The sequence below is a fragment of the Devosia lucknowensis genome (assembly GCF_900177655.1).
In the GTDB taxonomy this organism is placed as follows: Bacteria; Pseudomonadota; Alphaproteobacteria; order Rhizobiales; family Devosiaceae; genus Devosia; species Devosia lucknowensis.
In genome coordinates this window covers 803,790-824,688 of the sequence record NZ_FXWK01000002.1, presented here as the reverse complement: position 1 = coordinate 824,688, position 20,899 = coordinate 803,790, and the positions used below count along the sequence as shown (strand labels likewise).

At 63.5% G+C, this 20,899-nt stretch carries 22 protein-coding genes; 15 read left to right on the top strand and 7 right to left on the bottom strand.

Annotated elements, in window-relative coordinates; all coding sequences use genetic code 11:
- Positions 1–11 precede the first annotated feature (11 nt).
- Positions 12–509 (top strand): SRPBCC domain-containing protein, encoded by a 498-nt coding sequence (locus CCK88_RS16360; RefSeq protein ID WP_086471637.1) that lies wholly within the window; start codon positions 12–14, stop codon positions 507–509.
- On the opposite strand, the gene CCK88_RS16355 is transcribed toward CCK88_RS16360, so the two are convergent.
- Positions 484–696, bottom strand: a complete 213-nt coding sequence (locus CCK88_RS16355) for a DUF1674 domain-containing protein (protein WP_086471636.1) — start codon at positions 694–696, stop codon at positions 484–486. The genes CCK88_RS16360 and CCK88_RS16355 overlap by 26 nt on opposite strands.
- Before the next feature lie 94 nt (positions 697–790).
- Between CCK88_RS16355 and htpX the strand changes: the two genes are divergently transcribed.
- The 7 genes from htpX to CCK88_RS16320 all read left to right on the top strand — a co-directional run bounded on the left by htpX (position 791) and on the right by CCK88_RS16320 (position 8,933).
- Positions 791–1,774 (top strand): zinc metalloprotease HtpX, encoded by a 984-nt coding sequence (htpX, locus tag CCK88_RS16350; RefSeq protein WP_086471635.1) that lies wholly within the window; start codon positions 791–793, stop codon positions 1,772–1,774.
- A gap of 45 nt (positions 1,775–1,819) precedes the next feature.
- Entirely contained in the window at positions 1,820–3,121 is a 1,302-nt protein-coding gene (locus CCK88_RS16345) for an RsmB/NOP family class I SAM-dependent RNA methyltransferase (RefSeq protein WP_086471634.1), read from the top strand.
- Between the two features lie 103 nt (positions 3,122–3,224).
- Entirely contained in the window at positions 3,225–4,841 is a 1,617-nt protein-coding gene (locus CCK88_RS16340) for a heparinase II/III family protein (RefSeq protein ID WP_140049025.1), read from the top strand.
- Between the two features lie 118 nt (positions 4,842–4,959).
- Positions 4,960–6,543, top strand: a complete 1,584-nt coding sequence (gene purH / locus CCK88_RS16335) for a bifunctional phosphoribosylaminoimidazolecarboxamide formyltransferase/IMP cyclohydrolase (protein WP_086471632.1) — start codon at positions 4,960–4,962, stop codon at positions 6,541–6,543.
- Positions 6,544–6,646: 103 nt separating this feature from the next.
- A complete protein-coding gene (leuC, locus tag CCK88_RS16330; RefSeq protein ID WP_086471631.1) occupies positions 6,647–8,053 on the top strand; it encodes a 3-isopropylmalate dehydratase large subunit in 1,407 nt (468 codons plus the stop codon).
- A gap of 53 nt (positions 8,054–8,106) precedes the next feature.
- Positions 8,107–8,481 (top strand): metallopeptidase family protein, encoded by a 375-nt coding sequence (locus CCK88_RS16325; protein WP_086472010.1) that lies wholly within the window; start codon positions 8,107–8,109, stop codon positions 8,479–8,481.
- A gap of 128 nt (positions 8,482–8,609) precedes the next feature.
- Positions 8,610–8,933 (top strand): hypothetical protein, encoded by a 324-nt coding sequence (locus CCK88_RS16320; RefSeq protein WP_086471630.1) that lies wholly within the window; start codon positions 8,610–8,612, stop codon positions 8,931–8,933.
- Positions 8,934–9,005: 72 nt separating this feature from the next.
- On the opposite strand, the gene CCK88_RS16315 is transcribed toward CCK88_RS16320, so the two are convergent.
- Positions 9,006–9,332, bottom strand: coding sequence for a hypothetical protein (locus CCK88_RS16315; protein ID WP_086471629.1), 327 nt, complete (start codon positions 9,330–9,332; stop codon positions 9,006–9,008).
- Between the two features lie 81 nt (positions 9,333–9,413).
- Here CCK88_RS16315 and CCK88_RS16310 point away from each other — a divergent pair, with 81 nt between their 5' ends.
- From CCK88_RS16310 to CCK88_RS16290, 5 genes are all read left to right on the top strand, one after another.
- Positions 9,414–10,013, top strand: a complete 600-nt coding sequence (locus CCK88_RS16310) for a DUF4893 domain-containing protein (RefSeq protein WP_086471628.1) — start codon at positions 9,414–9,416, stop codon at positions 10,011–10,013.
- 61 nt (positions 10,014–10,074) lie between these two features.
- Positions 10,075–10,611, top strand: a complete 537-nt coding sequence (gene rimM / locus CCK88_RS16305) for a ribosome maturation factor RimM (RefSeq protein ID WP_086471627.1) — start codon at positions 10,075–10,077, stop codon at positions 10,609–10,611.
- Positions 10,611–11,288: a tRNA (guanosine(37)-N1)-methyltransferase TrmD gene (gene trmD / locus CCK88_RS16300; RefSeq protein ID WP_425290635.1), complete on the top strand. Its 678-nt coding sequence runs from the start codon at positions 10,611–10,613 to the stop codon at positions 11,286–11,288. Before rimM ends, trmD begins: the two co-directional genes overlap by 1 nt.
- A 256-nt stretch (positions 11,289–11,544) precedes the next feature.
- On the top strand, positions 11,545–12,093 hold the full coding sequence (rplS, locus tag CCK88_RS16295; protein WP_086471625.1) for a 50S ribosomal protein L19: 549 nt from the start codon (positions 11,545–11,547) through the stop codon (positions 12,091–12,093).
- Between the two features lie 279 nt (positions 12,094–12,372).
- On the top strand, positions 12,373–13,185 hold the full coding sequence (locus CCK88_RS16290; protein ID WP_086471624.1) for an exodeoxyribonuclease III: 813 nt from the start codon (positions 12,373–12,375) through the stop codon (positions 13,183–13,185).
- Between the two features lie 141 nt (positions 13,186–13,326).
- Here the strand turns inward: CCK88_RS16290 and CCK88_RS16285 are convergent, their stop codons facing one another.
- The 3 genes from CCK88_RS16285 to CCK88_RS16275 all read right to left on the bottom strand — a co-directional run bounded on the left by CCK88_RS16285 (position 13,327) and on the right by CCK88_RS16275 (position 15,385).
- Positions 13,327–13,779 (bottom strand): Crp/Fnr family transcriptional regulator, encoded by a 453-nt coding sequence (locus CCK88_RS16285; RefSeq protein WP_170926528.1) that lies wholly within the window; start codon positions 13,777–13,779, stop codon positions 13,327–13,329.
- Positions 13,780–13,889: 110 nt separating this feature from the next.
- Entirely contained in the window at positions 13,890–14,573 is a 684-nt protein-coding gene (locus tag CCK88_RS16280; RefSeq protein WP_086471622.1) for a response regulator transcription factor, read from the bottom strand.
- Positions 14,574–14,710: 137 nt separating this feature from the next.
- Complete coding sequence (locus CCK88_RS16275; protein WP_086471621.1) at positions 14,711–15,385, bottom strand: YggS family pyridoxal phosphate-dependent enzyme; 675 nt, start codon at positions 15,383–15,385, stop codon at positions 14,711–14,713.
- A gap of 132 nt (positions 15,386–15,517) precedes the next feature.
- On the opposite strand from CCK88_RS16275, the gene leuS reads away from it, so the two are divergent.
- Together leuS and holA are read left to right on the top strand one after the other, a co-directional pair.
- Entirely contained in the window at positions 15,518–18,127 is a 2,610-nt protein-coding gene (leuS, locus tag CCK88_RS16270) for a leucine--tRNA ligase (RefSeq protein ID WP_086471620.1), read from the top strand.
- Positions 18,127–19,149 (top strand): DNA polymerase III subunit delta, encoded by a 1,023-nt coding sequence (gene holA / locus CCK88_RS16265; RefSeq protein ID WP_086471619.1) that lies wholly within the window; start codon positions 18,127–18,129, stop codon positions 19,147–19,149. The genes leuS and holA overlap by 1 nt, the downstream gene beginning before the upstream one ends.
- Before the next feature lie 55 nt (positions 19,150–19,204).
- Here the strand turns inward: holA and CCK88_RS16260 are convergent, their stop codons facing one another.
- Together CCK88_RS16260 and CCK88_RS16255 are read right to left on the bottom strand one after the other, a co-directional pair.
- Complete coding sequence (locus CCK88_RS16260) at positions 19,205–20,080, bottom strand: ParB/RepB/Spo0J family partition protein (RefSeq protein WP_086471618.1); 876 nt, start codon at positions 20,078–20,080, stop codon at positions 19,205–19,207.
- 10 nt (positions 20,081–20,090) lie between these two features.
- Positions 20,091–20,891: a ParA family protein gene (locus tag CCK88_RS16255; protein ID WP_086471617.1), complete on the bottom strand. Its 801-nt coding sequence runs from the start codon at positions 20,889–20,891 to the stop codon at positions 20,091–20,093.
- Positions 20,892–20,899 lie beyond the last annotated feature (8 nt).

The following is a 20,899-nucleotide window of genomic DNA, read 5'->3' as shown; positions in this document are numbered from 1 at the left end:
AGGGACAAGCGATGTCGCGTGTCGACCAAGCCAGCCGACTGATCCACGCCGATGCCCAGACCGTCTACGCTGCCATGACGGAGGCCGATGCACTCGTCGCCTGGCTGCCGCCGACGGGCATGAGCGGCGAAATGCTCGAATTCGAGCCTCGGGCCGGCGGCCACTACAAGATGGTACTGCGCTACGACGATGTCAGTATCGAGGGAAAGAGTGGCGGCGCCCAGGATGTGGTCGATGTGCGCTATACCGAACTCGAGCCCGGCGCGCTTGTGTCCCAGGCCGTCGACTTCGTCTCCGACGATCCGCGTTTTGCCGGCACCATGACCATGGACTGGATCATCGCCGAAGAGGCAGGACAAACCCTTGTCACCATCCGCGCCACCAATGTGCCTGAAGGCATCGGCGCCGAGGACCATGCCGAAGGCCTGGCGTCATCGCTGGAAAACCTGGCCGCCTTCGTGGAACGCCGGTTGCCGGCCGGCCCTAGAAGTCGCTGGTCAGGCCCTTGATCTCCCAGTCGCCGTAGCGGCCCGGTTCAAGCCCGCCGCGCCCGCCCTTCTCCTTGGGCGCCATCGCGGTGGCGGCATCGATCGCCTGCCGCCGCGCTTCGGCTTCGGCCAGCGCACGCCGGGCAGCCGGGGTCAGTTCCCGGACTTCGGCAGGATCATTGGCGTCGGGAGTTGGATCACCGGGCATTTCGCATTCCAATAAGTTTTCGTCATTCCGCTTGCGGGGAACCGGACTGCACACAACATAGTTTGCCAAGACTTCCAACCCAAGGGGTTAGACCATGTTCAATGCCTTCCGCACCTTCGTGCTTCTTGCCGGTATGACGGCCTTGTTCATGGTGGTCGGCTATTTCATCGGCGGCACCGGCGGCATGATGATCGCGCTCGCCTTCGCCGCAGTGACAAACCTCTTTGCCTACTGGAACTCCGACAAGATGGTGCTGCGCATGCAGAACGCCGTCCCGGTCGAGCGCTCCCGTGCGCCAGAGCTCTATGACATGGTCGATGTCCTGTCCAAGCGTGCCGGCATTCCTACGCCCGCCGTCTACGTCATTGAAACTGACCAGCCCAATGCGTTCGCCACCGGTCGCGATCCGGACAATGCGGCGGTTGCCGTGTCTTCGGGGCTGCTGCGCCAGCTCGATACCCGCGAAGTGGCGGGCGTCGTGGCGCACGAACTGGCTCACATCAAGAACCGCGACACCCTGACCATGACCATCACTGCCACGCTGGCTGGCGCCATTTCTGCCCTTGCGCAGTTCGGGCTGTTTTTTGGCGGTGGCAACAACCGCAACAATCCGCTGGGCGGTATCGGCTCGCTGCTGATGGTGTTCCTGGCGCCGCTCGCAGCGGCGATGGTGCAGATGGCGGTGAGCCGGACCCGCGAATACGAGGCTGACAAGGATGGCGCCGAAATCTCCGGCGACCCCCTGGCTCTTGCCTCGGCCCTCAACAAGATCGCAACGCTGGCCGGCCGTCAGGTCAATGTCGCAGCCGAGCGCAACCCGGCAATGGCGCACATGTACATCGTGAACCCGCTCAACGGACAGCGCATGGACAACCTCTTTTCCACCCATCCCGACACCGGCAATCGCATCCAGGCGTTGCAAAGGCTTGCGGCGGAAATGAGCGTGGACGATAAGGGGCGCCGGCCCCAGCCCCGCCCGCGCCCCGCTTCGAGCGGCCGCGACAACGGCGGCGGCTGGCGAGTGCCGACCGCTGGACGCACCGAAGACGACGGGAATGTCCGCGGTCCCTGGGGATAAGAAGCGCGCTTCGCTTTGATTGCGCGCCGCAACTGAGTTGACGAATTGGCGCAACGCACCGAACCGGCGGGCCTGAAGCTCCGCCTCGCCGCCGCACAGCGGCTGAAATCCGTTCTCGCAGGCGAGCACTTCGCGCCGCTGGACGCAGGCGAAATGGCGGACGGGCGCGACCGTGCCCTCGCCAATCGTCTGGTGACCACTGCGCTGCGCCGCCACGGCCAGATCAACGTTATGCTGGCCGAGCTGCTGGAAAAAGGCATGCCGGCCAAATCAGGAACGTTCGAGGCGGTGTTGCGCCTGTCGCTGGCCCAGCTCGTTTTCCTGCCCGATCTCGGCGCCCATAGTGCCCTGTTCCTCGCCGTCGAGGCGGTAAAGCGCGACTCCAAGGCAAGGCACCTCGCCGGCCTGATGAACGCCGTGTTGCGCCGCGCCCAGTCCAATTCGGCGCGCTATGGCCTCATGGACGAGGCCCTGTTGCTGCCCGAGCATCTCGCGCAGGCCTGGACCGCCGCCTACGGCGCCGATGCCGTGTCGCGATTTGCCGAAACCCTCGTGGATGGCGCGCCGCTTGACCTTACCCTACGGGATGACGATGCGGCCCTTGTCGACGCCCTCGGCGCCGAGCGGCTGATCGCCGATTCCGTGCGCATCGAGAATCGCGACCGGCCCGTCGAGGCCCTGCCCGGCTATGACGAGGGGCGCTGGTGGGTACAGGACGTGGCCTCGGCCCTGCCTGCTCGCCTTGTCGGCCTCGATGCCGGCAGCACCGTGCTCGATCTCTGCGCCGCCCCCGGCGGCAAGACCGCGCAGCTCGTCAAGGCCGGCTACAAGGTGACGGCGCTCGACAGCGATGCCATGAGGCTAGCACGGCTCAAGGGCAACATGGCCCGCCTGGGCTATGCGCCCAAGGTCGTGGAGGCCGATGCCGCGACCTTCGACCCGGCAACCCCCTTCGACGGTGTCCTCCTTGACGCGCCCTGTTCGGCCACCGGCACCTTCCGTCGTCACCCCGAAGTGCTCTGGAGCCGCTCGGCGCAGGACATTGCCGGGCGCGTCCGCCTGCAGCGGGCACTGATCGCCAATGCCTTCCGGTGCCTCGCGCCCGGCGGTACGCTGATCTACTGCGTCTGTTCGCTCGAACAGGCCGAGGGCGAAGACCAGGTGCGCTGGGCGCTCGAGGCCCTGCCGGGCCTGTCCCTGCTCCCCGTGGCCGTGGCCGAACTACCGGGACTTTCCGAGGCGGTGACATCGGATGGGCTGGTCCGCACCCACCCGGCAATGACGCCGGGAAGCGGAAATCCGGGGATGGACGGGTTCTTCGTGGCGCGATTCAGGCGAACAGGCTAAAGCCTATAGGGACTTATCCGGGTATTCCGGCAGGGATCGGGTTCTTGCAGAGACGACGCGACAGGAGTGGCGCCTTCGATCCGGCACGGATGGAGGCCGGACGGTGAGCGGGCGGCTGATGACGGCCGGCCGACGCGTTGCGCTGGGCCTGGCCGATCAGATCGTAACCATGCCCCTGCTGCGCTGGACCTGGCGCGGACACACCGACAACGCTTATGCGGGCGACCTCCCCGACTTCCGCCCGGCGGACCGCGAGGCCGTGCGCGAAATGATGTCCGGTCGCTACCTTCTGGCCTCGAAACTGTTCGAGACCGGCGGTGCCTCGCCCTTCGCCATCGATGTCGATCATCCCGACTGGTGGAACAATCTCCATAGCTTTTCCTGGCTGCGGCACTTCCGCGACGTCCGCGATCCGGGGGAGCGGCTGTTCGCGCGGACGCTTGTACTGGACTGGATCGGCCGCGAAGGTCAGTTCGAGGCCGACAGCTGGACGCTGACGCTGACCGCCCAGCGCGTGCTCAACTGGCTTCGGCACCTGACCCTGGTGCTCGATGGCGCCACTCCCGACCAGACGCGGACCATTCAGCGCAGTCTCTCCACCCAGGTCCAGAGCCTGCGTGTGCGTGGCGCCCTTGCGGCCGATGCCGTGGAGGCCCTTTTCGCCGCTCTCGGCCTCCTGGGCGCCGAGCTGTGCAATATCGGCGACGTGCCCGATATTGATGGTCATGTCGCCCGGCTCGACGCGCTTCTGGCCCAGCAGCTCGATGGCGATGGCCTGCATCTCTCGCGCAATCCCAAACTCCAGCTGTCCTTGCTGGTCGAACTGGCCAGCCTGCGCCGCGCCGTCGGCCGTCACGGCAGCCCGGCCATGTCCGAGCTCACCAATCGCATCGACCGCATGCACGAAGCGCTGGACGCGTTGACGCTGTCGAGCGGCGAGCCGGTCTATTTCAACGGTTGCGGCCAGGTGCCCCACGACGTGCTTGTCGCCGTGCAGGCCAATGGACCCTCGGCATCGCGCCGCTCGCGGCTGCTGGGCGGCTACGGCATCATCCGGGCCGGTGAAAGCGTGGTCGTCGGCGACAGTGGACTGCGTCCGCCCGCAGGGTTCGACACCGAAGCTCATGATGGCGGCCTCGCCTTCGAATTCGCTCATGGCAGCGAGCTCATCGTCGGCTCCTGCGGTCCCGCACCCTCCGACATGCTGGAGAGCCGCGATCTCTTCCGTCAGGCCGTGGCCCATTCCTCGGCCACTATCGACGCCGAGGGCGCCGCACAGGTTCGTGCCGGCCGTCCGCCGTCGCCCAGGCCGATGACGCTCGAAACCGCCGAGCATATGCTGATCATGTCCAGCGCCGGCTATGCACCGCGTTTCGGCGCCGAAGTGGAGCGCCGTCTGACCCTTCTTTCTGAAGGCACAACGCTTGTCGGCCAGGACCGCATCGTCGCCACGGGCGAGCCGCATGGCCTCCTGGCGCTGCGCTTCCATTTGGCACCCGGCATCAAGGTGCGCCGCACCACCGGCGAAGGCATTGCCCGGCTGGTCCTGCCCAATGGCGCGGTGTGGAGCTTTCTTTGGGAAGGCGCGCAATTCCGCGAAGAGGACAGCGTGCGCCAGTCCGCCTATCTCGGTTTCCACCGTACCCGGCAGCTCGTGCTCGAGACCAGTGTCGGCCCGGATACCGAGATAGCGTGGATCTTTACGCTGGAACAGGAATAGGGTCCGCTGCCAATCTCTCCGTGCATTCGCATGGAGGCGCCGCAAACCCATTGGCCTTTGCCCCGTCTCGTGCTAGCGAGCGCGCAAATTCCTCCATTGACGGCGAGACGACATTCTCATGGGCAAGACGGTAACGGTCGGGCGGGCACTGCTTTCGGTATTCGACAAATCGGGCATGACCGACTTCGCGCGCGGGCTCGCGGAGGCAGGCGTCAAGCTGGTATCGACCGGCGGCACGCACAAGCTCATCAGTGAAGCGGGCCTGCCGGTGCGCGACATTTCCGACCTCACCGGTTTTCCCGAAATGATGGATGGCCGGGTCAAGACGCTCCACCCCAAGGTGCATGGCGGCCTGCTCTCGGTGCGCGACAATCCGGCCCACAAGGCCTCGATGGACGAGCACGAGATCGGCCCCATCGATCTCGTCGCCGTCAATCTCTACCCCTTCGAAAAGACCGTCGCCTCGGGCGCCAGCTATGACGAGATCATCGAGAACATCGATATCGGCGGCCCGGCCATGGTACGCTCCGCCGCCAAGAACCATGCCTATGTGACGGTCGTCGTCGACCCCGCCGACTACCCCGCCATTCTCGACGCCATCAGGTCGGGCGGCATACCCTTCGCGCTGCGCCAGAAGCTCGCCGCCAAGGCCTATGCCCGCACCGCCGCCTATGACAGCGCCATTTCATCCTGGTTCGCCCGCGAGATCGACTTCGCCGATGTCAGCTATCGCAGCTTTGCCGGCACGCTGAGCGAAGTCATGCGCTACGGCGAAAACCCGCACCAGTGGGCCGCCTTCTACAAGACCGGTGAAAACCGCCCGGGCGTCGCCACGGCCAGCCAGGTCCAAGGCAAGACCCTCTCCTACAACAACATCAACGACACCGACGCCGCCTTCGAACTGGTGAGCGAATTCGATCCGGCGGAAACTGCCGCCGTCGCCATCATCAAGCACGCCAATCCCTGCGGCGTCGCCGTGGCTTCGAACCTGACCGATGCCTACAGGAAGGCCCTGCGCACCGATCCGGTCTCGGCCTTTGGCGGCATCGTCGCCACCAACCGCGAGATCGACGCCGAAACGGCCACCGAGATCGTCAAGGTCTTCACCGAGGTGATCGTTGCGCCCTCCGCCACTCCGGAAGCCCAGGCGATCATTGCCGCCAAGAAGAACCTCCGGCTCCTGCTGACCGGCGGCCTTGCCGATCCCAAGGCCGAAGGTCTCCTGGTCAAGTCGGTGGCCGGGGGTCTGCTGGTGCAGGGCCGCGACAACAAGAATGTCGACGATTGCGACCTCAAGGTCGTCACCAGGCGCCAGCCGACCGAACAGGAATTGGTGGATCTCAAGCTCGCGGCGAAAGTGGCCAAGCACGTCAAGTCAAACGCCATCATCTATGTCAAGGATGGCGCCACCGCCGGCATCGGCGCCGGGCAGATGTCGAGAGTCGATTCAGCGCGCGTCGCCCATCGCAAGTCCATCGACGCAGCCCAGGCAGCGGGGCTGGACGGGGCGCTGACCGAGGGCTCGGTGGTCGCCTCCGACGCCTTCTTCCCCTTCGCCGACGGGCTCGAGGCCCTGGTCGCGGCCGGCGCCACCGCCGTCATCCAGCCGGGCGGTTCGATGCGCGACGACGAGGTCATCGCCGCAGCCGATGCTGCTGGGATCGCCATGGTCATGACGGGCATGCGCCACTTCCGGCATTGACTGCTCGGGCACAGCCGTACCCTGCGGTACGGTTGTGCTTGACCCTCTTCCTGCTTGGGATTAGAACCACTCCAAAGTTCATTCCTGCTGCTGGAAAGCCGATATGACCAAGGCCCGTACGCTCTACGACAAGATCTGGGACGACCATCTGGTCCAGAATAACGAGGACGGTACGAGCCTTCTCTATATCGACCGGCACCTGGTGCACGAAGTGACCTCGCCACAGGCCTTCGAAGGGCTGCGCATGAACGGCCGCAAGGTCCGTCACCCCGAGCGCACGCTGGCCGTTGTCGACCACAACGTGCCCACCACAGACCGTTCCCTGCCCAATCCCGATCCCGAGAGCGCCATCCAGATCGCGGCGCTGGCCGAAAACACCAAGGACTTCGGGATCGAATATTACGATCCGTTCGATGTCAGGCAGGGCATCGTCCATATCGTCGGCCCGGAACAGGGTTTCACCCTGCCCGGCATGACTATCGTCTGCGGTGACTCGCACACGTCGACCCATGGTGCCTTCGGCGCCCTGGCCCACGGCATCGGCACGTCCGAGGTCGAGCACGTTCTGGCCACCCAGACGCTGATCCAGCAAAAGGCCAAGAACATGCTGGTCCGCGTCGATGGCCAGCTGCCGCCGGGCGTCACCGCCAAGGACATCATCCTCGCCATCATCGGCGAGATCGGCACCGCCGGCGGCAATGGTCACGTGATCGAATTTGCCGGCGAAGCCATCCGCTCGCTGTCGATGGAAGGCCGCATGACGGTCTGCAACATGACTATCGAAGGCGGCGCCCGCGCCGGCCTTATCGCCCCCGACGAGACCACCTTCGCCTATGTGAAGGACCGCCCGCGCGCGCCCAAGGGCCAGGCCTGGGACATGGCGCTCGACTACTGGAAGACCCTCCACACCGACGAGGGCGCCCATTACGACAAGGTCGTCATCCTCGACGCTGCCAAGCTGCCGCCGATCGTTTCCTGGGGCTCCTCGCCCGAGGACGTCATTTCGGTGCAGGGCATCGTTCCCAACCCGGATGACATCCAGGACGAAACCAAGCGCGCCTCCAAGTGGCGGGCGCTGGACTATATGGGCCTCAAGCCCGGCACCAAGATCACCGACATCAAGCTCGACCGCGTCTTTGTCGGCTCCTGCACCAATGGTCGCATCGAAGACCTGCGCGCCGCTGCCGCCGTCATTGGGGACCGCAAGGTGGCCGCGCATGTGTCGGCCATGGTTGTGCCGGGGTCGGGCCTCGTCAAGGCACAGGCTGAAGCCGAAGGCCTCGACGTGATCTTCAAGAATGCCGGCTTCGAATGGCGCGAGCCGGGCTGCTCCATGTGCCTGGCCATGAACCCCGACAAGCTTGCCCCCGGCGAGCGCTGCGCCTCCACCTCGAATCGCAATTTCGAGGGTCGCCAGGGCTTCAAGGGCCGCACCCATCTCGTGTCCCCCGCCATGGCCACGGCCGCCGCCATTGCCGGCCACTTCGTCGACATCCGCGAGTGGAACTGAAGACCACGGACTGGTCGGGGCTCCATGCCCCGACCCTCGACGACATCGAGGCCATGGCCAGCAAGGCCCTGGCCGAACTGCCCGAGCCCTTCAAGTCGCTTGCCGCCGACGTGACCTGCTCGGTCGCCGAATTTGCCGAGGACGACATCCTCGAAGGCTTCGGAATGGAAAGCCCCTTTGAGTTGATGGGGCTGTTTTCAGGCATCGGTCTCACCGAAGACGGCGCCGTGCCGCAGACGGGCCAGCTGCCCAATACCGTCTATCTCTACCGCCGCGCCATTCTCGACTATTGGGCCGAGCACGACGACAACACGCTGGGCGAAATCGTCACCCATGTGCTGATCCACGAGCTCGGACACCATTTCGGATTTTCCGACGAGGACATGGAAGCGCTCGAAGCGGCGGCCGACGCCGAGGAGCGCTTATAACCTCGGCATGGTTTCTCGTTAAGGTAAAGAACGGGTTAAGCTGTGGAATGCCCCGTTTCTCGGCTAAGTAGTTGATCCTACTTATTTGGATGGATCGACCACCGGTCGAGTAACGTGAGGTGAGTAAAATGACGACGCGGTCAAAGACTGCACTCAAAATTGTCCAGCCTGGCACTGAACAACTCGAAGAACTGGAAAACGTGATCAAGCAGGCCTCGGCGAGCGAAGTTGCTCCGCTGGTGCAGCGCCTGGGCACCCACCGCGACCGCATCGACCTCGCGATCAAGGAACTCGAGAGCGAACGCTTCGACCTGCTGTCGCGTCGCGACCTGATCCGTCGCCAGGCCGAAGCCGTTGAAAAGGGCCTGCAGATGCATCTCGACGATATCGAAGCCACCCTGGCGCTCTACGAGCGCGGGATTAATTCCGTGCCGCTGCCGGAAAATACCTGACATGCCGTGGCGCTGATCGGGACAAAGCCGAGCTTGGTCCCGATCGCGCGCTGTCTCCAGCGCTTACAATGGTCAGGCAGCGCCTGACGTGTCGCTGCGTTCGCCGCGCTCCACGAAGCTGAATTCCGCTTCATTGCCGCCTGATGGATCATCCGAGACCATCAGCGACAGATTGTTGGCTTCGAGCGCCGCAAACCACTCATCCCAATCCACCAGTTCGAAACCGCCGACCCGGTCGGGACCCTCGTTGCCGTCAGCATTGATGGCGTGCTGGCCAAAGGTCAGCTGCAGCAGCGTCCGGCTCCGGCTGCCCTCGGGCACCTCCATCAGCATGGGATTGCCGCCGCGGGCCGTCGCCCATTCGCGGATGGCTTCGCGGTCGGTGAGAATCTGAGACATCGGGACCTCCAGTTCGGCTGTCCTTGAGAAAGCGCATTTGCCATGCAAGGTTCCCCCAACAGGTAGAACCGGAGGCTTTGCATGAGGACCCGACCGACCAAACGCATGACGCTTGTCATGATCGCCATGCTGGCCTCCCAGACCGCAACCGGGATGGCCTGCGACGTGCCCGCAGGCGTCGAGGTCAGCGAAGCCGATTCGGACCGGATGTTCGATTTCTTCCGCTCGCGCAGCATGGGCCTGGCTGAGGCGCTGCTCTCGACGGATGCCGATGCACGCGCCACCGTGTCCGGACTGTTTTCGGGTGGCGACAGATACATTGACGCTATACCCGATGGCAAATATCGCTGCCGCACCATCAAGCTCGGCGGCATCCTGCCGCTCACCGCCTACGACTATTTCGCCTGCACGATTTCCGATGGCGGCTCGCGCATCGACAAGACATCTGGCTCGCAGCGCTTTTCCGGTACCCTCACCTCGGCTGCCCAGGCCGTGTTCTACCAGGGTGCCCTGCACTATGGCGACGAGCAGCCTATAGCCTATGGTGACGATCCCGAACGCAATCAGGTCGGCTGTATCTATCGGGTCGGCGATGACACAACCCGACGCTACCGGCTCGAGCTGCCAGCGCCGATGTTCGAGTCCACGCACGACGTCATCGAACTTGTTCCGGTGAAATGACGGGGCTTGCGCCCGACACTGGCGCTGCTATTTGAGCCTTTGCAACCACAGTGAGCAGGCCATGACGCAAAATTCCTCTCGCATCCTGATGGGCACGATCGGCGCCGCGCATGGCATCAAGGGCGAGGTGCGCATTGCCTCGCACACTGAAGATCCCGGGGATATTGCCTCCTATGGGCCGCTGGCAACCAACCGGCCGGGCCTGACGGTGACGATTGAAAGCGCGCGGCTGCAGAAAACCGTGCTGATCGCCCGCCTCAAGGGCGTCAACGATCGCAACGCCGCCGAATTGCTCAACGGCGTGGAGCTTTATGTCGATCGCAGCCAGCTGCCCGAGATCGACGACGAGGACGATTTTTACCACGCCGACCTGATCGGCCTCGATGCGCGGCTCGAGAGCGGGGTCTCCATCGGCGCCGTCAGCGCCATCTACGATCACGGGGCCGGTGACATCCTGGAAGTGCGTGACCCGCGCTCGGGCGACACCTTCCTTTACCCGTTCACCAGGCACGTTGTGCCCACCATCGCCATTGCCGACGGTTATCTGGTCATCTCGCCCCCTCTCGATGCCGATCCCGGCGAGGAAGAGCCCGACTGATGTTTTCCGCCGACATCATTACCCTCTTCCCCGAGCTTTTTCCCGGACCGCTCGGCGCTTCGGTCCTGGGCCGGGGCATGAATGACGGATTGTGGTCGCTGCACGCCACGCAGCTGCGCGATTTCGCCACCGACCGGCATCGGACCGTCGACGACACGCCCTCCGGTGGTGGCGCCGGCATGGTGCTCAGGCCCGATATCCTGGCTCAGGCGATAGACACGGTCGCGCCGCCGGATGATCTGCGGCCGCGCATCCTGATGTCGCCGCGCGGCAAGCCGTTGACCCAGGCCCGCGCCCATGAGCTCGCGACCGGACCGGGCGCCGTCATTGTCTGCGGTCGTTTCGAGGGGGTCGACCAGCGTGTCATAGAAGCCCGCCAGCTCGAGGAAGTCTCCATCGGCGACTATGTCCTTGCCGGCGGCGAAGTGGCCGCCATGGTGCTCCTGGAGGCCGTCGTGCGACTGATCCCCGGTGTCCTCGGCGCACCCGACAGCCGCGATGAGGAAAGCTTCGAAAACGGCCTCCTCGAATACCCGCAATACACCCGCCCACAGACTTTCGAGGGCCGCGACATTCCGGCCGTCCTGACATCCGGCGATCACGGCAGGATTGCCAAGTGGCGGCACCAGCAGTCACTCGAGCTGACGCAGGCGCGACGGCCGGATCTGCTGAAGTAGGATTCCGATGCCATTCCGCTCCCCCATCCGTCCTCGCGCTTGATCCGAGGGCGGAACCGGGGTTTGGGGCCCCAGGCCCAAAACCCCTAGACTCTGGGGCAAAATTCCCCTATGAGCCGCCCATTCGTGCGTCGGGCGTTTCGGACCCGCGCGCGGAAAGACCAAGAAGACTGCCCTCCGTTACCAACCAAGACCGGACGACGGGGCCCAAAAGCCCGCAAGAGTCGTTCCCATGAAAAGATCGAACGGATCGAAAATGAACATCATTGAACAGCTCAATGCCGAGCACGTTGCCGAACTCGCCGCAAAGCGCGAACTTCCCGAATTCACCCATGGCGATACCGTCAAGGTCTGGGTCAAGATCCGCGAAGGCGACAAGGAACGCCTGCAGGCCTATGAAGGCGTCGTGATCGCCCGCTCCGGTGGCGGCATCACCGAAAGCTTTACCGTCCGCAAGATTTCCTACGGCGAAGGCGTGGAACGCGTGTTCCCCATCTACTCGCCCAACATCTCGTCGGTCGAAGTGATCAAGCGCGGCAAGGTCCGTCGCGCCAAGCTGTACTACCTGCGCGACCGTCGCGGTAAGTCGGCTCGTATCTTTGAATCGACCAACTCGCGCACCAAGAAGATCGAAGCCTCCGAACGCTCGGCCGCCCAGGCTGCCCGCGAGGCCCGCGAAGCTGAAAAGATCGCAGCTGCCGAGGCTTTTGCCGCAGAGCAGGCCGCCAAGGACGCTGAAGCCGCAGCCGCTGCGGCCGCCGCCGAACAGGCCGCTGCCGCTGAAGGCGAAGCCAAGAGCGAATAAGATCGCTCCCTGTCGAATTGGAAAGCCCGGCCTCTGTGCCGGGCTTTTTGTTGGCGGTGAAGCCAAGGATTCACGTGAAACGCCGCGGCGAACGCATGCATGATGGCGCGCACGGACTTGAGGGCCGCTGCCACTGTTGCGATCGCGTTGGCGGGACATCCGGCACCATCCTGCCATCCCGCGTCAGCAACCACATCCCAATGCCATTTCCGGCTTTACCCCCGCGCCTGGCTTGGCGATAAGACCCCTGCCCGCCGTTCGATCTAGCCTGGATGCGCAATGACCCAATCCATCGTCACCTGGAACATCAATTCGGTTCGCCTGCGCCTGCCGATGGTGCTGGATTTTCTCGCCCGGTATCAGCCCGATGTGCTGATGCTTCAGGAGATCAAATGCACCAATGACCAGTTTCCACGGAACGCCTTCATCGAGGCCGGCTATCCACACATGGCCGTGCACGGCCAGAAGGGCTATCACGGCGTCGCCATCGTCTCGAAATTTCCGCTGACCGATATATCGAGCCGGGTGTTCTGCGACATCCCGGAATCGCGGCACGTCTCCGCCCTCGTCGATCTCGGCCACGGCCCGTTCACGCTGCACAATTTCTACATTCCCGCCGGCGGCGACGAAGCCGATCCCGAGATCAATCCCAAGTTCAGGCACAAGCTGGGCTTCCTCGACGAACTTAAGACCTGGTTCACCGAGCCTGTGTTCCAGCGCGGCCACCTGATCGCCGGCGATTTCAACATCGCCCCGCATGAAAACGATGTCTGGAGCCATAAGCAGCTGCTCAAGATCGTCAGCCACACGCCGCAGGAAACCGAGCGCCTCGATGCCCTGCTTTCCGGCGGCCATGGCTGGGTCGATCTGGTGCGCAAGCACGTGCCCCATGACGAAAAGCTTTATTCCTGGTGGAGCTACCGCAGCGCCAATTGGGAGCTGGCGGACAAGGGCCGTCGCCTCGACCACATCTGGTCAACATCCGACGTCGCCGAACGCTCGGTGGGTGCCGAGATCATCAAGACCTATCGCGGCTACGATCCGCAGCCGAGCGACCACGTACCCGTCATTGCGCGTTTTGCAAGCGTCTGAAGGCGCTATCCGCCACTGACCCTTCCCCGAACACGGCGCCGCCCTCGGACTTGGTCTGAGGGCCACTCCCAACGCTTGCTGGCCTGGCGACGGATCCTCGGGTCAGGCCGGGGGACGAATTCGGGTTAGCGGGACGGCGCCTCAGGCGCCCTTCATCTTGCCGCGCAGTGGCTCCAGCGCATGCATGTAGCGCCCCAGATCCTGCTGGATGCGGGCCGCCGCGCGCGCTGCAAGCTCAGGGTCCTGCCGCGCCAGTTTCATGAAGGCGGCTCGCGGCACGAACAACAGTTCGCAATCGGTAACGGCCGTGAAGGTCACGGGCCGTGGCTTGTCGATGATGAGAGCCGTTGGCGAGATCACGCTGCCCGGTTCGGACAGCGCATAAGGCTTGCCGGCTTCCGCGCCCTCGTGTCGGGCCCGCACGGTGCCCTCGATCAGCACGAATGCACCACCGGGCGTCTCCCCGGACTGGTAGATCACCGCGTCGGCTTCGAAGTGCTTGCGATCTCCCGCAAAGCCAAGCATTCGCAGCTGCTCATCATCGCAGATGTCGAAGAAATCGGCCCGGGCCAGCACCCCGGCCGCGTCGTCCATTCTCATGAGCCCCAGACCCGATGCGCGAACGGCCGCCCAATGGGACTTGGGCGGCTCACATTCAAGCTATAAGTCAGTTCGGAGCGAATTTGAACGGTCTTGTCCCGATATCAGGGGACAAGCCTGTAGCCGCCATCTTCGGTGACCAGGAGACGCGCATTGGACGGGTCGCGCTCGATCTTCTGGCGCAGCCGGTAGATATGCGTCTCGAGCGTGTGCGTGGTCACCCGGTTGTTGTAGCCCCATACCTCCTTGAGCAGTACATCGCGGGTAATGGTCTTGGGACCTTGGCGATAGAGATACTTGAGGATCGAGGTTTCCTTGTCGGTCAACCGCACCTTGATGCCGTCGTTGGTCTCCAGCACCTTGGCTGCAGGCTGGAAGCTGTATTGGCCGATGGTGAAGACGGCGTCTTCGCTCTGGTCGCGCTGGCGCAGCGCAGCGTTGATGCGCGCCAGCAGCACCGGATAGCGGAACGGCTTGGTCAGATAGTCGTTTGCACCGGCTTCAAGACCCTTGATCTCGTCGGCATCGGTATCGTGGCCGGTCAACATCAGCACGGGGCTCTTGTAGCCCTCCTGGCGCATTAGCTTGACGGCCTCGCGGCCATCCATGTCGGGCAGGCCGACATCGAGGATGGTGAGTTCGATATTGTTCTCGCGAACCGCCTTGAGGGCGTCGTTGGCAGTGCCGGCCTGGAGTATGTCGAATTCAGGTTCGCCCTGAAGCTGTTCCACCAGAGTCTGGCGCAGGTCCGCGTCGTCGTCCACGACCAGGATGCGTCGCTTGTTCATTGTATTCTCCGGGCTTTTCCGTCTGGTGTGACAAGGCTCACACGATTGCGACTCGTTTTTGGCCGGTGTTTCACAACGGCGTTATTCAACTTGAAAGAACGCGATTTGGACGGGAAAGTTGCAAGCCCCGGGTGGCGCTAACGTCGGCCGAACAGCGCCGAACCCACGCGCACATGGGTGGCGCCCATGGCGATGGCCGTCTCGAAATCGCCGCTCATCCCCATCGAGAGTTGCGCCACACCAGCCGCGCGCCCCAACTCCGCGAGCAGGGCGAAATAGGGACCGGCCGGCTGCCCGTCGGGCGGAATGCACATGAGGCCCACGATATCGAGCCCGTACTGGTCCCGACAGCTGCGAACGAAGTCGACCGCCTCGCCGATCGACACGCCGGCTTTCTGTTCCTCGCCACCGATATTGACCTGGACGAAGCATGGAATGGTCTTGCCGACCCGCTGCATTTCCTCTGCCAGCATCCTTGCCAGCTTTTCGCGGTCCACCGTCTCGATCACATCGAACAGCGCCACCGCCTCGCGCACCTTGTTGGTCTGCAGCGGTCCGATGAGATGCAAGTCGACATCGGGGTAGCGTTCCCGGAGGATGGGCCACTTGTCCTTGGCTTCCTGGACCCGGTTCTCGCCGAACACCCGCTGCCCCGCCATGAGGAACGGTTCGACGGCGTCGGCGGTGAAGGTCTTCGAAACCGCCACCAGCTCGACATGATCGGGTGGCGCGCCAAAACGGCGGCGCGCCTTTTCCATGCGGTTGCGGATGTATTCGAGCGCCGTATGCGCAGCGGAGAGCGTGTCGGCCATATCGCCGCCCCGTTTCTGTTGACCTTGCAAGGGATTTCTGGTGATGGTCCGGGTAGCCAAAAACCCTCGAAAACGCAAGCTGCGCCGCCCTTGCGGCGCGCTTTGCGGAAAATCTTGCAAGGACGATGATACGTGAGCGGCGAACGCTACAATCCGCGCGAAAGCGAACCGAAATGGCAGCAGGTCTGGAACGAGCGCCAGAGCTTTGTCACGTCCAATGACGATCCGCGCGATCCCTACTACGTCCTCGAGATGTTCCCCTATCCGTCTGGCCGCATCCATATGGGCCATGTGCGCAACTACGCCATGGGCGACGTCGTGGCGCGCTACCAGCGCGCTCGCGGGAAGAACGTCCTGCACCCCATGGGCTGGGACGCCTTCGGCCTGCCGGCCGAGAACGCGGCCATCGAGCGCAAGACCCATCCGGGCACCTGGACCTATCAAAATATCGAAGCCATGAAGGCCCAGCTCAAGTCGATGGGCCTCTCCATCGACTGGACCCGCGAGATCGCGACCTGTTCGCCAGAATACTATCAGCACCAGCAGGCCATGTTCATCGACATGCTCGCCGCTGGCCTGGTCACGCGCAAATCCTCCAAGGTCAACTGGGACCCGGTGGACATGACCGTGCTTGCCAATGAGCAGGTGATCGACGGCAAGGGCTGGCGCTCGGGTGCCGTAGTCGAGCAGCGCGAGCTCACCCAGTGGTTCTTCAAGATCTCGGACTTTGCCGAGGACCTGCTGGAGGCCCTGGATGGCCTCACTGGCTGGCCGGAAAAGGTGCGCACCATGCAGCGCAACTGGATCGGCAAGTCCGAGGGCCTGCGTCTGCTGTTCGAACTGGTCGCCAGCGACAAAACCGATGCGAAGAGCATCGAGGTGTTCACCACACGCCCGGACACTATTTTCGGAGCGTCCTTTATCGGCCTGTCGCCCGATCATCCTCTGACCACGGCCTTGGCGGCCAGCAATCCGGGCCTCGCCGAATTCGTTGCCGAATGCCATCGTCATGGCACCGCCACCGAAACGCTGGAAAAGGCCGAAAAACAGGGCTTTGACACCGGGCTTCGCGTGAAACATCCGGTCATCGAGGGCGAAACACTGCCCGTGTACGTGGCCAATTTCATCCTGATGGACTATGGCACCGGCGCTATTTTCGGCTGTCCGGCACACGATCAACGAGACCTCGACCTGGCGCGCAAATATGGTCTCTCGGTCAAGCCCGTCGTCTTGCCGCCCGGCGCCGATCCCGCCACCTTCGCGGTCGGCGATGAGGCCTATGTTGACGTTGGTAACATTTTCAATTCGGGCTTTCTCGACGGCCTCTCCATTGACGATGCCAAGAAAGCGATTGCTGCCCATTTCGGTGCCCGCACCGTCGACGGCAAGCCGCAGGGTACGCTCGAAACCAATTATCGCCTGCGCGACTGGGGCATTTCGCGCCAGCGCTATTGGGGTTGCCCTATCCCGGTGATCCATTGCGAGGTCTGCGGCACGATCCCCGTGCCCAAAAAGGACCTGCCGGTGAAACTGCCCGATGACGTGAGCTTTGATAAGCCCGGCAACGCCCTCGACCATCACCCGACGTGGAAGCACGTCCACTGCCAACAGTGCGGTGGTGCTGCGCGCCGGGAAACCGACACCATGGACACCTTCGTGGACAGTTCCTGGTATTTCGCCCGCTTCACGGCGCCCCACGCCGATACGCCTACCATCCCGGCCGTAGCCGATCGCTGGTTGCCGGTGGATCAGTATATCGGTGGCATCGAACACGCGATCCTGCACCTGCTCTATTCGCGCTTTTTCACCCGCGCCATGAAGGCAACGGGCCATGTCGGCCTCGACGAGCCATTCAAGGGCATGTTCACCCAGGGCATGGTGACCCACGAGACCTACAAGGGCGAGAAGGGTGAGTGGGTGCCGCCGACCGAAGTCCTCTTCGAGACCAATGCCGATATCCGGACGGCAAAGCACATTCAGACCGGCAGTCCGATCACCATCGGCTCGGTCGAAAAGATGAGCAAGTCCAAGAAGAACGTCGTGGATCCCGACCACATCGTGGCCACGTACGGCGCCGACACGGCTCGCTGGTTCATGCTGTCCGACTCCCCGCCGGAGCGTGATGTGCAATGGACGGAGTCCGGCGTCGAGGGCGCCAGCAGGTTCCAGCAGCGCATCTGGCGGCTGGTCAATGATAGTGTTGAAATCGCCAAACAATCTTCAGGCACTGTTACGTCAGACGATGCAGATGCGAAGTCTTTGCGCAAGGTTGTGCATCGCACTGTCGCCGGCGTAGCACAGGACATCGAGGGCCTGGGCTTCAACCGCGCCGTCGCCCGCATCTATGAGCTGACCAATGCCTTGGCCAAAGCCCGCGACGGCCAGCCCGGAACCGCTCTTGCGGCCGCGCTTCTTGAGGGGGTGGAGCGCCTTGTCCAGCTGATCAACCCGATGATGCCGCACCTGGCGGAATCGTGCTGGGAAGTCCTGGGCAAACAGGGCCTTGTGTCTGACGCATCCTGGCCCGACGTCGATCCAACCCTGCTGGTCGACGACGAAGTGACGATGCCGATCCAGATCAACGGCAAGCGTCGCGGCGAAATCACTGTTCCCAAGGGCATGCCCGCAGCCGAGGTCGAAAAGCTTGTCCTCGCTCTCGAGGTTGTACAGAAGGCACTGGAGGGCAAGACACCCAAGAAGGTCGTGGTGGTGCAGGATCGCATCGTCAATCTGGTCGTGTGATGACGGCACTCAAGGCCCATGAGGTGGCGCGCTATCTGGCGCGCCCCGATCTCACCGAAGGCCTATTCCTTGCCTACGGACCTGATGGCGGGCTGGTGCGCGAAACCGCACAACGTCTCATCCGCTTCCTCAGCGGTGATGATCCTGCGTCCGCTAACGTGACCATATTCGATGGCCCGGAACTGCAGTCGGATCCTTCGCTGCTGGTGCTTGAAGCCCGGTCGGTGTCGTTGTTCGGCGGAAAACGCATCATCCGTGTGCGCAATGCCACCAAAACCCTCGTGATGCCGCTCACGGAATTGCGGGACGATCCGGGCGGCGCTGCGATCGTGCTGGAGGCCGACAACCTGCCGCCGCGCGACGCCCTGCGGGCTCTGGTCGAAGCGGCGAAGCTGGGACGCGCCCTGCCCTGCTATCCCGACTCTGACGAGACGCTGCTCGCGCTGATGCGCGAAACCTTCAACCAGGCGGGCATTCGCGCCGATCCGGATGTGGCAACGACGCTACGGGACATTCTCGGCAACGACCGGGAAATCACCCGCAGAGAGCTTGAAAAACTGACGCTCTATGCGGCCCGCACAAAGACGCTGACGCGCGACGACGTCCTGCTGCTCTGTGCTGATAATGGTGCGCTGGCGATAGATGCGATCCTGGACTCAACCGGTGGCGGCCATGCCGAAAAGCTCGAACTGGCGCTAAACCGCGCTCTGGCGGCCAACGTCAATCCGCAGCAGCTCCTTGCCATGCTCAATACCCATTTCACCAATATCCGGCGCTGGCGCGTGGAAGTCGACGGCGGCAAAACACCGCGTTCGGTGCTCGAGGGCGTCAAGCCCAAGCCGCATTTCTCGCGCATGGGCGCGCTGGAACAGCAATTGCGTCTGTGGACTGAGCCCGCTCTGGCATCGGCCACTGAAAGGCTTTTGGGCGCCGTTTCCGACACACGCAGACGCCCTCAATTGGCCGAGGCTGTCTTGCGTCGCACCACCTTGGCTCTGTGCCTGATGGCCGCCACGCATTGACAAAAAACCCGCCATTTCGGCGGGTTTCACGTGGAACAGCAATTCCATCAGCAGCTTAGTTGGTTCGACCTGTCAGCCTGAGACAGATGTCGTCGAGCTGCTCCAATGTTTTGTAGCGGATTTCGAGCTTTCCGCCGCGCTCGGAATGGTTGAGCGCCACGCTGAGACCGAGCGCGTCGGCCAGCTTGCGCTCCAGCGCCAGGGTATCGGCGTCCCGCTGCTGTGCATCTACAACTGGCTTCTTGCGCGGCAGGTCGCGCTGCTGGCTGAGCGCCTCCGCTTCACGGACGGATAGCCCCTTGTCGACAATCTGGCGCGCCAAACCGGCTGGATCCTCGACGGTGATCAGCGTGCGGGCATGCCCGGCGGTCAGCGTCCCACTCGCAACCATGCCGCGGACGTCCTCAGGCAGCCGCAGCAGCCGCAACGTGTTGGCAACATGCGACCGCGACTTGCCAATAACCTGCGCCAGATCCTGCTGCGTATACTCGAACTGCTCGATCAGCTGGCCGTAGCCCATCGCCTCTTCAAGCGGATTGAGGTCGGCACGCTGCACGTTCTCGATAATGGCAAGCTCAAGCGCTTCCTTGTCATCGACTTCGCGCACGATGACCGGCACGTCATGAAGGCCCGCCTTTTGCGCCGCCCGCCAGCGGCGCTCGCCAGCAATCAACTCGAACACGTTCGGATCATCGGTAGGCCGCACCAGCAGGGGCGACATCACGCCCTTTTCGCGGATCGAGTTGGTGAGCTCCTCGAGCTGATCCGCGTCGAAAGTGCGCCGCGGATTTGCGCGGTTGGCGATAATGAAGTCGACCGGCAGCTTCTTGCCGCTCGATCCCATTTCGGTCACCCGGGCGCCTTCCATGGCGGCCATGTCCCCGATCAGCGCTGCAAGGCCACGGCCGAGGCGTGTGGGTTTGTCGGTCATCTGAGGCCTCCTAGGCTGCAGCCAGTCGCCGCTCACGGCGAATGACTTCGGTCGCGAGGCGCAGATAGGCCTGGCTGCCCGCACATTTGAGATCGTAGAGCAGCGCAGGCTTGCCGTAGGACGGCGCCTCGCTCAGCCGCACATTGCGGGGAATGACCGTCTCGTAGACCAGGTCGCCCATTTCGCTGCGAACGTCATGCAGAACCTGCTCGGACAAATTGTTCCGCTTGTCGAACATGGTCATGACCACGCCCTGGATCGAGAGGCGCGGATTGAGCGTCGAGCGAATCTGCTCGATGGTCTGCAACAGCTGGCTCAGCCCCTCGAGCGCAAAGAATTCGCACTGCAGCGGCACCAGCACGGCATCCGCTGCCACGAGAGAATTGACGGTCAGCAGGTTCAGCGAAGGCGGGCAATCGATCAGGATGTAGCTCACGGCCTGATCATTGATGCGGAGCTCGTCGAGCTGCTTGAAGGCATTGCGCAGCTTGAACGCGCGATCGGCCTGACCCGCAATGGTGAGTTCGACGCCCAGGAGGTCCATGGTGGACGGTACGATCGCGACATTGGGCACTGTCGTCATGATCGCGGCCTCTGGAACGCTTGCCTCCCCGACCAACACGTCATAGGCCGAAAGGGCGCGATCGGTACGCGAAATGCCCAGGCCGGTCGACGCATTGCCCTGAGGGTCAAGGTCGACAATCAGAACGCGCTCGCCGATCGCTGCCAGAGCCGTTGCCAGATTGATCGCCGTGGTTGTCTTTCCCACGCCGCCCTTCTGGTTCGCCAAAGTCAAAATCCGGGGTGCCAAATTGGCCT

Bases quoted from the DNA above. Each gene is read 5' to 3' on its own strand.
- CCK88_RS16360 (WP_086471637.1), top strand. From the start codon at position 12: ATGTCGCGTGTCGACCAAGCCAGCCGACTGATCCACGCCGATGCCCAG.
- CCK88_RS16355 (WP_086471636.1), bottom strand. From the start codon at position 696: ATGCCCGGTGATCCAACTCCCGACGCCAATGATCCTGCCGAAGTCCGG.
- htpX (WP_086471635.1), top strand. From the start codon at position 791: ATGTTCAATGCCTTCCGCACCTTCGTGCTTCTTGCCGGTATGACGGCC.
- purH (WP_086471632.1), top strand. From the start codon at position 4,960: ATGGGCAAGACGGTAACGGTCGGGCGGGCACTGCTTTCGGTATTCGAC.
- leuC (WP_086471631.1), top strand. From the start codon at position 6,647: ATGACCAAGGCCCGTACGCTCTACGACAAGATCTGGGACGACCATCTG.
- CCK88_RS16325 (WP_086472010.1), top strand. From the start codon at position 8,107: ATGGCCAGCAAGGCCCTGGCCGAACTGCCCGAGCCCTTCAAGTCGCTT.
- CCK88_RS16320 (WP_086471630.1), top strand. From the start codon at position 8,610: ATGACGACGCGGTCAAAGACTGCACTCAAAATTGTCCAGCCTGGCACT.
- CCK88_RS16315 (WP_086471629.1), bottom strand. From the start codon at position 9,332: ATGTCTCAGATTCTCACCGACCGCGAAGCCATCCGCGAATGGGCGACG.
- CCK88_RS16310 (WP_086471628.1), top strand. From the start codon at position 9,414: ATGAGGACCCGACCGACCAAACGCATGACGCTTGTCATGATCGCCATG.
- rimM (WP_086471627.1), top strand. From the start codon at position 10,075: ATGACGCAAAATTCCTCTCGCATCCTGATGGGCACGATCGGCGCCGCG.
- trmD (WP_425290635.1), top strand. From the start codon at position 10,611: ATGTTTTCCGCCGACATCATTACCCTCTTCCCCGAGCTTTTTCCCGGA.
- rplS (WP_086471625.1), top strand. From the start codon at position 11,545: ATGAACATCATTGAACAGCTCAATGCCGAGCACGTTGCCGAACTCGCC.
- CCK88_RS16290 (WP_086471624.1), top strand. From the start codon at position 12,373: ATGACCCAATCCATCGTCACCTGGAACATCAATTCGGTTCGCCTGCGC.
- CCK88_RS16285 (WP_170926528.1), bottom strand. From the start codon at position 13,779: ATGGACGACGCGGCCGGGGTGCTGGCCCGGGCCGATTTCTTCGACATC.
- CCK88_RS16280 (WP_086471622.1), bottom strand. From the start codon at position 14,573: ATGAACAAGCGACGCATCCTGGTCGTGGACGACGACGCGGACCTGCGC.
- CCK88_RS16275 (WP_086471621.1), bottom strand. From the start codon at position 15,385: ATGGCCGACACGCTCTCCGCTGCGCATACGGCGCTCGAATACATCCGC.
- holA (WP_086471619.1), top strand. From the start codon at position 18,127: ATGACGGCACTCAAGGCCCATGAGGTGGCGCGCTATCTGGCGCGCCCC.
- CCK88_RS16260 (WP_086471618.1), bottom strand. From the start codon at position 20,080: ATGACCGACAAACCCACACGCCTCGGCCGTGGCCTTGCAGCGCTGATC.